We start from the raw sequence: 14,221 nt of genomic DNA, 5'->3' as shown, positions 1-14,221 counted from the left end.
CGGTGCAGTCTTACCTACATGGGCACACTCGTTTACGGCTTCAACGTCTCGGTGGACGGCTACATCGCCGACGCACAAGGCAGCATCGACTGGTCCGAACCAAGTGACGAACTGCATCAGTACTGGAATGACTTCGAACGGGAGACCGCCCTGTCCCTGTACGGGCGGCGGCTCTACGAACTGATGTCCGCGTACTGGCCAACCGCCGACCAGGACCCGGCCGCCGGCCCGATCACCACCGACTTCGCCCAGGTGTGGCGTGACATGCCCAAAGTCGTGTTCTCACAGACCCTCGAGTCCGTCGCCTGGAACTCCCGCCTCGAACGCGGCGACCCGGTCGAGGTGGTGACGAAGCTGAAGGCCGAGACCGATGGCCAGATGGAGGTGGCCGGCGCGACCCTGGCGGCACCGATCATCCAGGCCGGACTGGTCGACGAGTTCCGCCTGCTGGTTGCGCCCACCGCTGTCGGCGGCGGCCTCCGGTTCTTCCCGACGCTACCGTCCTGGATTCCACTGCGGCTGGTGGAGAACCGCACCTTCCCGGGCGGAATCGTGCTGCTGCGGTATGAGGTGAAACGCGACTGATCTACGTCAGATCCGCACTCGACTTCCCCAACACCCGCCGCGCAATGATCAACTGCTGAATCTGCTGGGTACCTTCGAAAATGTCGAGGATCTTGGCGTCGCGCGCCCACTTCTCCAGCAGCATCGTCTCGGAGAAGCCGGCGGTGGCACCGACTTCCACCGCCTTGTTGGTGATGTCGGTGACGGTGCGACCGGCCTTGGCCTTCGACATCGATGCCTCGGCCGAGTTCGGTTGCTGGTTGTCGGCCATCCAGGCTGCGCGCAGTGTGTGCAACCACGATGCCTCCCAGTCGGATTCGAGGCGGATGAACTCGCAGACCGACGCATGCTGGGCAGCGGCCGACTTGTCGTAGTCGATCTCGTGGCCGGCTTCCTCCAGCATGCGTCGCAGTTCTTCGAGCGCGGCACGTCCCAAACCGATCGCCATGGCCGCGACGACCGGGCGGGTGTTGTCGAAGGTCTGCATGACCCCGCCGAAGGCCTTCTTGGTGTCCACCTCCGGCGAACCCAAGAGGTTGTCGGCGGGAACGCGGGCGTTCTCGAAGCGGATCACCGCGGTGTCCGACGACTTGATGCCGAGTTTGTGCTCGAGGCGGGCGACAGTGACGCCCTCGGTGGTCATCGGCACGACAAAGCTCTTGATGGCGGCCCGGCCGGCACTCTTGTCGATCGTCGCCCACACCACCACGTGGTCGGCGCGGGAACCGGCGGTCACGAAGATCTTCTCGCCGTTGATCAGGTAGTCGTCGCCGTCGCGGGTGGCCGTCGTCGACACCGCGGCCGAATCCGAGCCGAAGCTGGGTTCGGTGATGGCCATCGCCGCCCACACCCCGGAGAACTTCTCGAGCTGTTCATCGGTGGCGACCGCGGCGATCGCGGCGTTACCGAGTCCCTGGCCCGGAATCGACAGCAGCAGGCCGACGTCGCCCCAGCTCATCTCGCGAGCGGAGATGAGGGCGCGCATGTTCGGGCCGTTCTCCGAAGGCTCGTCGGTCGCTGCCGATTGACCGTCGGACTCCCGCTCCTGCGCTCGCGACTGTTTGGCGAGTTTGCCCAGCTCATCGAGCTCGGTCGGATACTCGTGCTCGGCCTTGTCGTACTTGCGGGAGATCGGACGGAAGATGTGCTCCGCCGCCATGTGGGTGCGCTCGACCGTCGAATCGAACTTCTTCGGGAGCTCCAGGTTGATCGCCATGGGCACATCTTACTGAGGAGTAAGTTCTTTTCCAACCCCGCGCGGTTCTTTTGCAACCGTCGTTGAGGACTTAGGCTCGTACGCGTGACGTACGACCTCGATCTCGCCTATCGCATTCGCGGGATGCTCGCGACGGAATGCGGGGTCGACGAACGGTCGATGTTCGGTGGCCTCGCCTTCCTGATCAACGGCAACATGGCCCTCGCGGCCAGCGGACAGGGCGGCATCATGGTGCGTGTCGCACCGGAAGAGACCGAGTCACTGCTGGAGTTCGACCACACCGAGCCGATGATCATGTCCGGCCGCGAGGCACGCGGCTGGTTACGGGTCTCCGATGACGGCATCCGCACCGAGCGCCAGCTGCAGCGCTGGGTCACCCTCGGCTCCGACTACGCGCGCAAGCTCCCGCCAAAGTAGCGGCCCGCAACCGCGCACCCGCTCCGTTGCCGCGCACGTCGCGACGTGCGCGAGGTCGCAGCGAGTGCGCAGTTGCCGTGGATGGAACGTGTCGCGGCCGGGCTGCGTCCAAGAGGCGTGACTGCATTTCCCACTGATCGTCATGGCCTCGTCCACCGCGCCGCGGCCCTCGCCGCCGGCTACACCGACACGGAACTCACCCATGCACACCGGCGCAACGACCTCGTTCACCTGATTCCCGGCGTCTCGGCACCGGCCGCCGAACGCACACCCGAACAGCTCCATCGCCTGAAGGCGATCGCCGTCCTGGCGACCACCGAACCGGAACACACCCTGAGCCATCAGTCCGCAGCCGCCCTCCACGATCTGCCCATGCTGAAACCGAACCTTCGCCGTGTCCACGTCACGACCGGATCGAAGTCCGGCGGCCACCGCAGCGCGACACGACACGCACATGTCGGCGAACTCAAACCGAGTGAGGTCGTTCTGGTCGACGGCGTTCGGGTCACCTCGCTGGAACGCACCGCCGTCGACATCGCGTGCACCACATCGATGGGCTTCGCCGGTGCGCTGGCCGTGTTCGACGCCGCGCTTCGCCAGGGCGCCGACCGCACGATGATGTCGACGATGCTGCAGCGTCGACGTCCCGGCATTGCCCAGGCACGCCGCGCACTGCATCACGCCGACGGCGCCGCCGAGAATCCCGGCGAGTCCTGGGGACGTGCGCAGATGATCGAAGCCGGGCTCCCGGTCCCGCGCCTGCAGCACGAGTTCCACGACGGCAACGGAAAGCTGGTCGCGCGAACCGATTACGACTGGGACGGTCTGCTCGTCGGGGAGTTCGACGGAGATGTGAAGTACCGGAAACACCTCAAGCCCGGCGAGACACCCTTCGACGCGATGAAGCGAGAGAAGGAACGGGAGGACAAGCTGCGGAAGATGGGGATCATGGTGATCCGCTGGACCTGGAAGGACCTCGAGCAGGGGCGTGTCGTCGGCCTGATCCGCGACTGGCTCACCCGCCTCCACCTGGCCGCCGCCTGAGCGAGGACAGCAACCGCGCACCAGCCACGCACGCGCGCACGTCGCGACGTGCGCGGCAGCGCGACGGGTGCGCGGATCGACGAGAGCCGGCCGCACGGCCGGGCGGGCGGCGACTACGGGACGACGTTGACCATCCGGCCGGGCACCACGATCACCTTGCGCGGTTCGCCGTCGAGCAGCGGGGCGATCTTCTCGTCGGCCAGGGCGGTGGCCCGCACGGTCGCCTCGTCGGCGTCGGCGGCGACGGTGATGCGGCTGCGCACCTTGCCCTTCACCTGAATCGGGATCTCGATGGTGTCCTCCACCAACCACTTCTCGTCGGCCACCGGGAAAGCCCCCCGGGCCAGGAGCGAGTCGTTGCCGAGCCGATGCCAGAGTTCCTCGGCGATGTGCGGGGCCAACGGCGCCAGCATGATCACCAGCGGCTCCACCACCGCACGCGGCGCACCGGTCTTCTCGAAGTTCTTGGTCAGATGGTTGGTCAGCACCGTCAGCTTCGCCACCGCGGTGTTGTTGCGCAGTTCGGCATAGTCCTCGCGCACACCGGCGATCGTCTTGTGCAGCAACCGGATCGTGTCATCGTCGGGCTCGACGTCGCTGCAGCGCATTGCGCCGGTCTCCTCGTCGACGACGAGTCGCCAGATGCGTTGCAGGAAACGCTGCGATCCCACGACATCCTTGGTCGCCCACGGCCGTGACTGATCCAGCGGTCCCATGAACATCTCGTACACACGCAGCGTGTCCGCCCCGTAGTCGCGGCAGATGTCATCGGGGGCAACGGAATTCTTGAGCGACTTGCCCATCTTCCCGTATTCCTGGTTGACCTTCTCGCCGTTGTAGAAGAAGGCGCCGTCGCGCTCCTCCACCTCCTCGGCCGGCACGTACAGCCCCCGCGAATCGGTGTAGGCGTACGCCTGGATCATGCCCTGGTTGAACAGCTTTCGGTACGGCTCCCGGCTGGTGACATAGCCGAGGTCGAAGAGCACCTTGTGCCAGAACCGCGAATAGAGCAGGTGCAGCACCGCATGTTCGACGCCACCGATGTAGAGGTCGAGCCCGCCCGGGTCATCGGGTCCATGCAGCTGCGGCCGCGGGCCCATCCAGTAGGCCTCGTTCTCCTTGGCGCACAACGTGTCCTCATTGGTGGGATCAATGTAGCGCAGTTGATACCAGGAACTGCCCGCCCACTGCGGCATCACGTTGGCGTCGCGCGTGTAGTCCTTGAACCCGTCACCGAGGTCGAGTTCGACGGTCATCCAGTCCGTGGCCTTGGCCAGCGGCGGTGACGGTTCGCTGTCGGCGTCATCGGGGTCGAAGGAGACGGGCGCGTAATCGTCGACCTCCGGAAGTTCCACCGGCAGCATCGATTCCGGCAGCGGATGGGCCTGACCGTCGGCGTCGTAGACGATGGGGAACGGTTCGCCCCAGTAGCGCTGACGGGCGAACAACCAGTCACGCAGCTTGTACTGGATCTTGCCGGTACCGACCCCGTCGGCCTCGAGCCGTTCGACGATCTTCGCCTTGGCCTCCTCCACCGACAGGCCGTCGAGGTAGTCGGAGTTCACCAGCGGGCCGTCGCCGACGTAGGCCTCGGCCTCCACGCCCTGCTCGGAGCCGATCACCTCCCGGATCGGCAACCCGAAAGCGGAGGCGAACTCGTGGTCGCGGGCGTCGTGGCCGGGCACGGCCATGATGGCGCCGGTGCCGTAGCCCATCAGCACGTAGTCGGCGATGAACACCGGGATCTGCTGCCCGTTCACCGGATTCGTGGCGTAGGAGCCGGTGAACACACCGGTCTTGTCCTTGTTCTCCTGACGTTCCAGATCCGACTTGGCGGCGATCGCCGCGCGATACCCCTTGATCGCTCCGGCCGGATCGGCCGCACCTGCGGTCCACCGCTCGTCGGTCCCCTCCGGCCAACTTGCCGCGGTCAGGCCGTCGACCAACGGGTGCTCGGGTGCGAGCACCATGTAGGTGGCGCCGAACAGCGTGTCGGGACGGGTAGTGAATACCTCGATGGTGTGCGGTCCGCTCGCAAACCGGACCTGCGCACCGCGCGATCGCCCGATCCAGTTGCGCTGCATGGTCTTGACCTTGTCGGGCCAGTCCAGCAGGTCCAGGTCGTCGAGCAGCCGGTCGGAGTAGGCGGTGATCCGCATCATCCACTGCCGCAGATGCTTACGGAACACCGGATAGTTGCCGCGGTCGCTGCGGCCGTCGGCGGTGACCTCTTCGTTCGCCAGCACCGTGCCCAGCCCCGGACACCAGTTGACCAACGAGTCACTCAGGTAGACCAGCCGGTAGGAGTCGAGGACCTCGGTGCGTTCGGCCGTCGACAGCGCCGACCACTCGCGGCCGTCACCCACCGCGCGGGCACCGGAATCGAACTCGGCGACCAACTCGTCGATCCGCCGCGCCTTGGCCTGGTCGGTGTCGTACCAGGCGTTGTAGATCTGCAGGAAGATCCACTGCGTCCAGCGGTAGAAGTCGACATCTGTGGTGGCCACCCGGCGCCGTTCGTCGTGGCCGAGTCCCAGGCGTCGGATCTGACCCAGGTACCGCTCGATGTTGGCCTCGGTGGTGGTGCGCGGGTGCGTGCCGGTCTGCACCGCGTACTGCTCGGCGGGCAGTCCGAAGGAGTCGAAGCCCATCGTGTGCAGCACGTTCTTGCCCGTCATCCGCTGATAACGGGCGAACACATCGCTGGCGATGAAGCCGAGCGGGTGCCCGACGTGCAGGCCCGCGCCCGACGGATACGGGAACATGTCCTGGATGAACATCTTGTCCGGGGCGTCGGGGGCCGCGCCGCCGACGGCGCTGAGGTCGCCGGCCAGCGGGCCCACCGGGTTGGGCGCCTCGTAGGCATGCTGGTCCGCCCAGGTGCGCTGCCACCGGGCTTCGATCTCGCCGGCAAGCTCCGCGGTGTACCGGTGGCCGGGCACGTTCGCGTCCGGGGCCGTCGATGCGGTGCGGGAAGAATCAGCTGAAGTCACCCGACCAGCGTAAATCGTCCGCAACGATGGGCTGCCGCGGGGAGTCGGGTCGTCGGCGCACCGTCCCCGCCGCGCCCGCTCCACGGGCGGGTCCCGCACGGTGGTAAGGCGGCTCACCAACAACGATTCGTGCTGCTCCGACCGTCGGTCGTATGGTTGTCGCTGTGAACGTCCTGCTTGTTGTCGCCGCCGTCATCGTCTTCGCGCTGGCCGCGATGTGGCTCGTGGTGGGCGCGATGGGCATCACCGGCCGGCTGCGACGTAATCGGTGGGTGGGCGTTCGTGCCGACGCCACCATGCGCTCCGATCAGGCGTTTGCCGTCGCGAACCGGGTGGCCGCCCCGGGTGAGCTGGCCGCCGCGGGCATCCTCGTGCTCGCCGGCATCTTGACCCTCGGGGTGGGCGGCTACTGGTCGCTGGTGTTCGCCGTGGTCGGCTTGATCGCCGCGATGTTCGTCGTCGGGATCGTCAGTGCCTATGGTGTCCGCGCCGCCGCCGCGGTGCCGGCCGACGACCCCGCGGACGACTGCGGCACGTCGAGCTGCGGCGCGTGCAGCCTGCGGGGAGCCTGTTCGAACGAGTCCGCGCAGGCCTGACCCGCGTGGCCGCCCCGCTGGCAGTCGCGCGCGACTGGTTCAACCGCTCGCCCGTCGACGGGTTCATCCTCGCGATCATCGGGGCCGTGATCCTCGCGGCACTCCTGCCGGCCAAGGGCGACGCCGCCGAGGTGCTCGACTGGGTGGTCGTGGTCGCGATCGCCGCGCTGTTCTTCCTCTACGGCACCCGGCTGCATCCGCGGGAGGCCCTCGACGGCCTCAAGCACTGGCGCCTGCATCTCACCATCCTCGCGTTCACGTTCGTGGTGTTCCCGCTCGTCGGCCTGGCCATCGGCCCGCTCGTCGAGCCGATCATCGGCGGCGACCTCTACGCGGGCCTGCTGTTCCTGTGCCTGGTGCCGTCCACGGTGCAGTCGTCCATCGCGTTCACCTCCATCGCCCGCGGCAACGTACCCGGAGCGATCGTCAGCGCATCAGCGTCCAACATCCTGGGTGTGGTGTTGACCCCGCTGCTGGTGGTGTTACTGATGACCACCGACGGCGACGTCACGATCGACGGCACCTCGGTGCTGAAGATCCTCGGTCAGATCCTGCTGCCGTTCATCGTCGGCCAAATCGCCCGGCCGTGGGTCGGTCCGTTCTTCGCCCGGCACGCGAAGATCACCAAGCTCGCCGATCGCGGCACCATCGTGCTGGTGGTCTACGTGGCGTTCAGCGAGGGCGTCCGCGAGGGCATCTGGTCGATCGTCGACGCCGGGCAACTGGTCGCCGTCGCGGTGATCTCGCTGATCCTGGTCGTGGTGATGCTGGTGGTGACGCGCTGGGTGCCGCGGCGCCTCGGATTCTCCCGCGAAGATGTGATCGCCATCCAGTTCTGCGGCACCAAGAAGAGCCTCGCCACCGGCCTACCGATGGCGACGGTCCTGTTCGCCGGGTCGACGGTCGGTCTCATCGTGTTGCCGCTGATGATCTTCCACCAGATCCAACTGATCCTCTGCTCATGGCTGGCCACCCGCTACGGCCGTGAGGCAGACGCGGCGACGGTGCCCTAAGGCCGTACCCGCGTTTCGTCCACTGCGAGGAAACAGAAACTAGCTACACTGGCCCGATGGCTGCCGATTCGACGAAGACGATCCGGGACACCGGCGACCCCGCACCGGTGCATCGGGAGGTCCACGGGGACGTGCCGACCGCCGGCGATCTGGAGGCGGCGATCGCACATCAGGTCCGGATGCTGCGCCGCAATGCCGGGATGTCGGTCGCAGACATGGCCGCCAAGGTCGGCATCTCCAAGGCGATGCTCTCCAAAATCGAGAACGCGCAGACCTCGTGCAGCCTCTCCACCCTCGCCCGCCTGGCCGCCGGACTCGACGTCCCGGTCACCTCGCTGTTCCGCGGCGCCGACGTCGAGCGGGAGGCGATCTACACCGAGGCCGGCAAGGGCGCGGTGATCGTGGGACGCGGCACCCGCGTCGGCCATCACTACGAACTGCTCGGCGGTCTGCGCGGCCAGCACAAACGTCTCGAACCCGTATTGGTCACCCTCACCGACGACAGCGAGGTGTTTCCCCGCTTTCAACACCCCGGCACCGAGATGCTGTACATGCTCGAAGGCGTCATGGTCTACGGCCACGGCAACGCCGAGTACACGCTGCGTCCGGGTGACTGTCTGCTCCTCGACGGTGAGGGCATCCACGGGCCGCACGATCTGGTCCGGCTGCCGATCCGGTTCCTGGCGGTCACCGCATATCCGGACAATCACGACACCGAGTGACGGCCCCGGCACGACGACCTGGGCATAATGCTCCGCATGAGTGGATCTCACGTCACCCCCGAAGATGTCCCTACCGAAGATGTCGTGCGCCGCTACTTCGCGATCGTCGCCGATCTGGCATCCACCGAGGCCGATCTGCGGGGCATCCTCCATCCGGATGCGTCATTCAACGAACTGCCCAACCCCATCGCGCCGGGCGGAAACACGCGCGATGTGGAGGAGACCGTGGCCGGGTTCCTGGCCGGCAAGCAACGCCTGACGACGCAGAGCATCACCATCGACGAGGTCCTGGTCTCCGGCGATCGCGCCGGGGTGCGGTCCCGGTGGCAGGGCACGATCGGCGAGACCGAGATCGTGGCGCACATGGCCGGGTTCGTGACCGTCGCCGACGGACTGATCCTCACCCACGACACCTACGACTGCTACGAACCGTTCAGCCTGCCGGGTTGAGCCACACGCGCAGGACCGTGCCGTTGCTCAGTTTCGCGCGACATCGATCGGATGGGTCGCGAGCAGCGGCGTGGGCCACGTCTGGCGACGCAGCACCGAACCCCAGAGATCGGTCGTCGTCGGCGCCAACAGATCCTTCGCCAGTGCCGAGGCCAACAGCCAGCTGTTCTGTTCGAGTTCGGCGTCGAGCTGACGCTCACCCCACCCGGAGTAGCCGGCGAACACCCGGACCCCGTCGAGAACGTCGGCGAGTTCCGTCGGATCGCCGTCGAGGTCGACCAGCACCACGCGTCCGTCCACTGGGCGCAATGCCTCGTGGCCGGAGATGTCGGCGCCCAGCTTCACCACACCCAGGCACAGCGCGGCATCCTGCTTCACCGGTCCGCCGACGAACAGCGCCCGCGGCGATGCGGACAGGTCGGCCCACTGGGGGAGCAGGTTGTGCACCGCGGTCTGACTCATCCGGTTGAGCACCACGCCGAGGCTGCCGGCGTCGTTGTGCTCCATGATGTAGATGACAGTGCGGGCGAAGGTCGGTTCGATCAGATCGGTCGACGCGATCAGCAGTGTGCCCGGCCGGACTCGACCGGCCGTGGGCATGTCGGGTGCAGCGCCCTCCGAGTAGAACTCGGGGGTCGGATCCTCTGAGTCGTCGCCGCCGGCCACTCCCCCATCATGGCATGGCTCACCGGTCGAGGTCGGTAGTCTGAATCAGTGACGTCAGGCTCGCCGCACACCTCCCCCGGTCTGCGGGGGTTCATCCGCTCGTTGGGGCACTCGCCCGGGCTCGGGCGGCTGCTCGCGGTGCGGCTGACCAGCCAGATCACCGACGGTGTCTTCCAGGCGGCGCTGTTTGCGTCGATCCTGTTCAATCCGGAGCGACACGCCGATCCGCTGGCCGTGGCCGGCGGCCTCGCCGTGCTGCTGCTGCCGTATTCGCTGATCGGTCCGTTCGCCGGCGCGCTGCTCGACCACTGGGATCGGCGCAACGTGTTGATGTTCGCGAATGTGCTCCGGGCCGGGCTCATCTCTCTGGTCGCGCTCGCCATCGCCACCGGCGCGAGTGACACCGTGGTGCTCTTCGGTGCGCTCGCTGTCACCGGCGCCAGTCGGTTCGTCGCATCGGGCCTGTCGGCGTCGCTCCCCCATGTCGCCCACCGCGACGTCATCGTCGCCACCAACGCCCTGTTCACCACCCTCGGAGCCGGCATGCTCGCGGTCGGCGCGGGCATCGCCGCGGTCCTGCGGATGATCTTCGGACCGGACAACTCCGGCAGCGCGTTCACCACCCTCGGCGGAGTGGTGATCGCGCTGATCGCGGCAACCCTGGCGCACGGCTTCGGCCGCCTGCAACTGGGCCCCGACGAGCCCGACGACCCGGGACGCTCGGCCCTGCACGCCATCACCGTCGGCCTACCACACGGGATACGGGCGGTCGCGCACTCGCGCACCGTTGCGGCCGCGTTGTCGGCGATCGGCGCCCACCGCCTGGTCTTCGGGATCAACACGCTGATGCTGCTGGTGCTCAGCAAGGAGGCCGGGGTGGGTGATGGCCTGGCCGGGGTGTCGGTGGTCGCGGGATTCACCGCCGGCGGCGCCTTCCTCGCCGCGGTGGTCACCCCCATCTCGGTGGAACGCTACGGCCGACGCCCCACGCTGATCGGCGCCATGCTGCTCGGCGCCGTCGCCGAGGCGTCGCTGCTCACCTTTCACCCGATCGTCTTCTGCCTCGGCGCCTTCGTGCTCGGGCTGATCGGGCAGATCGCGAAACTGTGCGGCGACGTCGCCATGCAGGTGGACATCGGCGATATGGTGCGCGGGCAGGTGTTCTCCGTGCAGGACGCCGTGTTCAACATCGCCTACGTCGGCGCGGTCACCATCGCGGCACTGGCCATCCCCGACGACGGACGATCAGTGGGACTGCTGATCGTCGGTGTGGTGCTCTACCTCGTCGGCGTGATCGTGGTGCGCTTCGTGCACACGCCGCCCCATCACGGGCCGCTGGCCGTCACCGAGCCTCGAATCGGGGCGATTGGTCATCAAAACTGACGTCGGCGCGGCCGTCACCGTCGGAATCCACCAAGACGCGATCGAACCGGCCGTCACCGTCGGAGTCGACGTAGAGCCGGTCGGCCACCGGAATGCCCGCGCGGCGAGTGCCGACGAGTTCGATGTCCGCGGTGCCGTCGCCGTCGAGGTCGATTGAGCGGACCACCACCGCGTCGGCATCATCTTCCCGGCCGGCGGTCTCGTGCGGAGGCATTGGTTGGTCCACCCGACCCGGCGGGGGCGGGATCTCGAGCTCGTGTGTCGATGGTGCGCCACCCACCGGCCCCGTGGCGGGCTGCCCCCACACGCCGGAACCGTCGTCCCGGTAGAAGTCGTCGGCGCGCCCGTCGTCGTCCCGGTCGAGCGCGACGACGTCGGCCACCCCGTCGGCATCGCTGTCCCACATGGCATCGTCGCGCCGGCCGTCACCGTCGAAGTCGAGGACCACCCCATCCGGCCGCCCGTCTCCGGAGATGTCGGTGTCGGCGCCCGACACCCAGGAGGTGGTGTCGCCGTTGCCGGTCCCGAAGAGGTACTCGATGGGGTCCATGGTTCTTGGACGCTTTTCAAGCGGCTGTGGTTCCGTGGTCCGACGAAATGCTCGGCCCTCATCGCGGAGGCACTGACGACAGAACGCACGGGTCGGTTGCCGTGGCGCAGGCCGGCGACCAGCTGATGGATGGTGGTGGCCGCGGCGACAGCACGACCGAGGAGCCGATTTCCGGTGGTCATGCGTCTGCTCTGCAGGTGGGCGCCGCGGATGTGGACTCGGCGGGAACAAACCTGTCGTCGGGGAACGTCAGACCTGCGACACATTCACCTGACGCAATGTCTTCGAGGGGAAGATCGCCACCATGTCTGACAGCACCGCCGCCCACAGCGCCGCGCAGCCGAACATCAGCCCGGACCGGCCCTACGACGAGTCCACCGACCCGGCAGCGAACTCTGCGGCCGCGGCGCCGCCGGCCGATTCGGCCCGGCCCGAGCCCGTCGCGGATGCCGACCCCGTCGCGGCCGCCGAGCCCGCGCCGACGCCTGCCGCCGGTACTCAGCCCGCCCCGTCGGGTGGCGACGACACCGTCCGCCACACCACCGATGCCGCCGGTAACGATGTCGCCGTGCACTACGACGAGGCCGGCAACGTCACCCTCATGGAGGCCGACACCAACGCCGACGGCATCGTCGACACTGCTGCCGCCCCGACCGCCGATGGCGGAGCTCAGATCGTCACCGACACCGACTACGACGGCGAGGTCGACACCATCGTGCACGTCGACGACACCGGCACCGCCACCCAGATCGACGTGGTCGACGACGGCCAGATCGTGGCCACTGCCCTGGACTACGACGGCGACGGCGACGGCCAGATCGATGCCTACTCGGACGACTACGGCAACACCTACGGCGAGGACCCGACCGGCCCGGCGCCGGAGGATCCCAACACCGGCGGGTATGACGACAGCATTCTCTGAGCACCCCGCACCATCACCGGAAGCCACCCGACAGGGGGGCTTCCCCATCAAGAGTCACGGCCGTGTCGCAGCGCGCGACACGGCCGTGGTGGTATTCGGTTCGGCGCAATCCACCGCCGCCAGTGCACATTTCAACAACCCTGGCGCCAACGATCCGATGTCCGACGAGTTCCATCCCTTGATACCGCGCCCCACCCGACAAGTGCTGTGCTCGTACGCCAGATATTGCAGTGCACCAATCCCTCACCCTTCCGGTCCGCAGCAGTCCACAAACCCGGGTGGGGTTGACGGGAACCTTCCCGCTGCACCGCTGCGTCTGATCTGTGTTCCGCGAACGCGCAACACCAGCGTCCCACCAGTAAGGAGCTCACAGATGTATCCCAGTCAATCGCCGTCGACCCCGCACCGCCCGTTCATGATGGCCCCACCGATGCCGCCCATGTCGCCGCGGGTGACGGCACCGATGCCGGCCACCAACGCCGGATGGGCTGTGGCCGCGATGATCTTCTTCTGGCCGTTGGCGTTCGCTGCATTCGCCCATTCGTCCAAGGTGACCGGGCTGTGGCTGTCCGGCGACCATGCCGCCGCTCAGGACGCCGCCGACCGCGCCAAGCGACTCGGCAAGATCTCACTGCTGCTCTGGGCGATTCTGAGCGTCGCATTCATCGTGCTCTATGTGGCGATGATCGCCGAGATCATCTCCTCGGCGAGCTCCGTCTCCTACTACTGAATCGGCTCAGCCACCTCGCTGTCATCTGGGGCTGTCCACGACACGTGGGCAGCCCCAAATGCGTATCTGTGCCACGTCGGTTCGGCACAGAGCCGGCAGCGTTCACGGTCGAGGGAATGCAGCAACGGCAGGCGCGCAGCTCATGCCAACGTATTCGGCAGCAGAGCAGAATCTTTCGAGGAGATTCCGGCGAGATTCCCTCTCGAGAGCTCCGCGTGGACAACGAGGTGGTTGCGATCAGCAGCAGTGCACTGCCGGGCAGCACGGGGCTGGTGAGGAAGGGTTGAACAGTATGGCGTCGCTGTTACTGACTGTCAGGTCGGTGCTGTGACGGCGACAGATGATTCGGCGGCGGCCAGTGACCGGGCGGCGGGTAGTTCGGGTGAAACCCCTGACCGTACGGGGAGTTCGGGGGCGGATATACCCGTGCGAGATGGCCGGGTGTGGGATAACCGGGAGCGACCTGACCGAACGACTGGATCGCATGTGCCTGACGCAGCAGTCGTGCGCGTCGGCGATGCAGCAGGACGGCGCCGACGGCGGCGGCGATCGGCAAGCCGATCATGCCGACCAGCCGCCCGAAGGCCTCGGCACCCGAACTCGGGGCAGGCGTGGTCGATGCCGAGGCGGCTCGACCGATCGTGCCGAGGATCATCAAGCCCACGAGCACCCAGAGCAGGATCGCTCCGGTCAGCGCGGTCGAAGCCTGTCGACGCAGCGGGGCGGGATCCCGCGGGGGCCCGGATGGGGGCGGGTAGGCGGTCATGGCGGGCCTCTCGGTGTGGTGCGGGATGGAGTGGTCACGTCATCGAACTGGTGGGTCACATCACGTCGTCAGTGGTGTGGTCGGCTCCGCCGTCGATGTAGCTGACGGTGTCGCTGTAGCCGTCACGGTCGGTGTCGGGCGGCGGTCGGGCGCGGCGTGCTCGTGTGGCGTACAGATGAGATGCACCCG

General features: G+C 67.4%; 15 protein-coding genes. 10 read left to right on the top strand and 5 right to left on the bottom strand.

Annotation, left to right across the window (positions count from 1 at the left end; genetic code table 11):
• Nucleotides 1-18 precede the first annotated feature (18 nt).
• A complete protein-coding gene (locus tag NWF22_RS10265) occupies nt 19-585 on the top strand; it encodes a dihydrofolate reductase family protein (protein WP_160901619.1) in 567 nt (188 codons plus the stop codon).
• A gap of 1 nt (nt 586) precedes the next feature.
• Here NWF22_RS10265 and NWF22_RS10260 read toward each other — a convergent pair whose 3' ends face one another.
• The gene (locus NWF22_RS10260; RefSeq protein ID WP_160901618.1) at nt 587-1,780 is read right to left on the bottom strand and encodes an acyl-CoA dehydrogenase family protein; all 1,194 of its coding nucleotides are present in this window, start codon (nt 1,778-1,780) and stop codon (nt 587-589) included.
• 84 nt (nt 1,781-1,864) lie between these two features.
• On the opposite strand from NWF22_RS10260, the gene NWF22_RS10255 reads away from it, so the two are divergent.
• Entirely contained in the window at nt 1,865-2,197 is a 333-nt protein-coding gene (locus tag NWF22_RS10255; RefSeq protein WP_160901617.1) for a TfoX/Sxy family protein, read from the top strand.
• A gap of 117 nt (nt 2,198-2,314) precedes the next feature.
• Nucleotides 2,315-3,241 (top strand): hypothetical protein, encoded by a 927-nt coding sequence (locus NWF22_RS10250; protein ID WP_160901616.1) that lies wholly within the window; start codon nt 2,315-2,317, stop codon nt 3,239-3,241.
• Between the two features lie 113 nt (nt 3,242-3,354).
• Here NWF22_RS10250 and leuS read toward each other — a convergent pair whose 3' ends face one another.
• Entirely contained in the window at nt 3,355-6,234 is a 2,880-nt protein-coding gene (gene leuS, locus NWF22_RS10245; RefSeq protein WP_160901615.1) for a leucine--tRNA ligase, read from the bottom strand.
• A gap of 152 nt (nt 6,235-6,386) precedes the next feature.
• On the opposite strand from leuS, the gene NWF22_RS10240 reads away from it, so the two are divergent.
• Genes NWF22_RS10240 through NWF22_RS10225 form a run of 4 tightly spaced genes read left to right on the top strand, consistent with a single transcriptional unit; the run spans nt 6,387 to nt 9,015 of the window.
• Nucleotides 6,387-6,830, top strand: coding sequence for an SdpI family protein (locus NWF22_RS10240; protein ID WP_160901614.1), 444 nt, complete (start codon nt 6,387-6,389; stop codon nt 6,828-6,830).
• 5 nt (nt 6,831-6,835) lie between these two features.
• Nucleotides 6,836-7,843, top strand: a complete 1,008-nt coding sequence (locus tag NWF22_RS10235; RefSeq protein WP_373692012.1) for a bile acid:sodium symporter family protein — start codon at nt 6,836-6,838, stop codon at nt 7,841-7,843.
• Nucleotides 7,844-7,899: 56 nt separating this feature from the next.
• Nucleotides 7,900-8,565: a helix-turn-helix domain-containing protein gene (locus NWF22_RS10230; protein ID WP_160901613.1), complete on the top strand. Its 666-nt coding sequence runs from the start codon at nt 7,900-7,902 to the stop codon at nt 8,563-8,565.
• A 36-nt stretch (nt 8,566-8,601) separates the two neighbouring features.
• Nucleotides 8,602-9,015 carry a nuclear transport factor 2 family protein gene (locus NWF22_RS10225; protein ID WP_160901612.1) on the top strand — a complete coding sequence of 138 codons (414 nt, stop codon included), beginning with the start codon at nt 8,602-8,604 and terminating at the stop codon, nt 9,013-9,015.
• 27 nt (nt 9,016-9,042) lie between these two features.
• On the opposite strand, the gene NWF22_RS10220 is transcribed toward NWF22_RS10225, so the two are convergent.
• A complete protein-coding gene (locus NWF22_RS10220) occupies nt 9,043-9,615 on the bottom strand; it encodes a YqgE/AlgH family protein (RefSeq protein WP_160902143.1) in 573 nt (190 codons plus the stop codon).
• A gap of 114 nt (nt 9,616-9,729) precedes the next feature.
• On the opposite strand from NWF22_RS10220, the gene NWF22_RS10215 reads away from it, so the two are divergent.
• The gene (locus NWF22_RS10215) at nt 9,730-11,064 is read left to right on the top strand and encodes an MFS transporter (RefSeq protein WP_160901611.1); all 1,335 of its coding nucleotides are present in this window, start codon (nt 9,730-9,732) and stop codon (nt 11,062-11,064) included.
• Here the strand turns inward: NWF22_RS10215 and NWF22_RS10210 are convergent.
• A complete protein-coding gene (locus NWF22_RS10210) occupies nt 11,024-11,614 on the bottom strand; it encodes a hypothetical protein (RefSeq protein WP_160901610.1) in 591 nt (196 codons plus the stop codon). The genes NWF22_RS10215 and NWF22_RS10210 overlap by 41 nt on opposite strands.
• Nucleotides 11,615-11,918: 304 nt before the next feature.
• On the opposite strand from NWF22_RS10210, the gene NWF22_RS10205 reads away from it, so the two are divergent.
• Both NWF22_RS10205 and NWF22_RS10200 read left to right on the top strand, forming a co-directional pair.
• Complete coding sequence (locus NWF22_RS10205) at nt 11,919-12,536, top strand: hypothetical protein (protein WP_160901609.1); 618 nt, start codon at nt 11,919-11,921, stop codon at nt 12,534-12,536.
• Between the two features lie 373 nt (nt 12,537-12,909).
• The gene (locus tag NWF22_RS10200) at nt 12,910-13,266 is read left to right on the top strand and encodes a CD225/dispanin family protein (protein WP_160901608.1); all 357 of its coding nucleotides are present in this window, start codon (nt 12,910-12,912) and stop codon (nt 13,264-13,266) included.
• A gap of 304 nt (nt 13,267-13,570) precedes the next feature.
• Here NWF22_RS10200 and NWF22_RS10195 read toward each other — a convergent pair whose 3' ends face one another.
• On the bottom strand, nt 13,571-14,032 hold the full coding sequence (locus NWF22_RS10195; protein WP_160901607.1) for a hypothetical protein: 462 nt from the start codon (nt 14,030-14,032) through the stop codon (nt 13,571-13,573).
• Between the last annotated feature and the right edge of the window lie 189 nt (nt 14,033-14,221).

Source organism: Gordonia mangrovi (assembly GCF_024734075.1).
GTDB classification, from domain to species: domain Bacteria; phylum Actinomycetota; class Actinomycetes; order Mycobacteriales; family Mycobacteriaceae; genus Gordonia; species Gordonia mangrovi.
Note: the sequence above shows the minus strand (reverse complement) of the source record. Positions and strands in the feature narration are given on the sequence as shown.

Excerpts from the sequence above, each read along its gene's own strand:
- NWF22_RS10225 (WP_160901612.1), top strand. The coding sequence starts at position 8,602 with ATGAGTGGATCTCACGTCACCCCCGAAGATGTCCCTACCGAAGATGTC.
- NWF22_RS10260 (WP_160901618.1), bottom strand. The coding sequence starts at position 1,780 with ATGGCGATCAACCTGGAGCTCCCGAAGAAGTTCGATTCGACGGTCGAG.
- NWF22_RS10230 (WP_160901613.1), top strand. The coding sequence starts at position 7,900 with ATGGCTGCCGATTCGACGAAGACGATCCGGGACACCGGCGACCCCGCA.
- NWF22_RS10195 (WP_160901607.1), bottom strand. The coding sequence starts at position 14,032 with ATGACCGCCTACCCGCCCCCATCCGGGCCCCCGCGGGATCCCGCCCCG.
- NWF22_RS10220 (WP_160902143.1), bottom strand. The coding sequence starts at position 9,615 with ATGCCCACGGCCGGTCGAGTCCGGCCGGGCACACTGCTGATCGCGTCG.
- NWF22_RS10265 (WP_160901619.1), top strand. The coding sequence starts at position 19 with ATGGGCACACTCGTTTACGGCTTCAACGTCTCGGTGGACGGCTACATC.
- NWF22_RS10205 (WP_160901609.1), top strand. The coding sequence starts at position 11,919 with ATGTCTGACAGCACCGCCGCCCACAGCGCCGCGCAGCCGAACATCAGC.
- NWF22_RS10210 (WP_160901610.1), bottom strand. The coding sequence starts at position 11,614 with ATGGACCCCATCGAGTACCTCTTCGGGACCGGCAACGGCGACACCACC.
- NWF22_RS10200 (WP_160901608.1), top strand. The coding sequence starts at position 12,910 with ATGTATCCCAGTCAATCGCCGTCGACCCCGCACCGCCCGTTCATGATG.
- NWF22_RS10240 (WP_160901614.1), top strand. The coding sequence starts at position 6,387 with ATGGTTGTCGCTGTGAACGTCCTGCTTGTTGTCGCCGCCGTCATCGTC.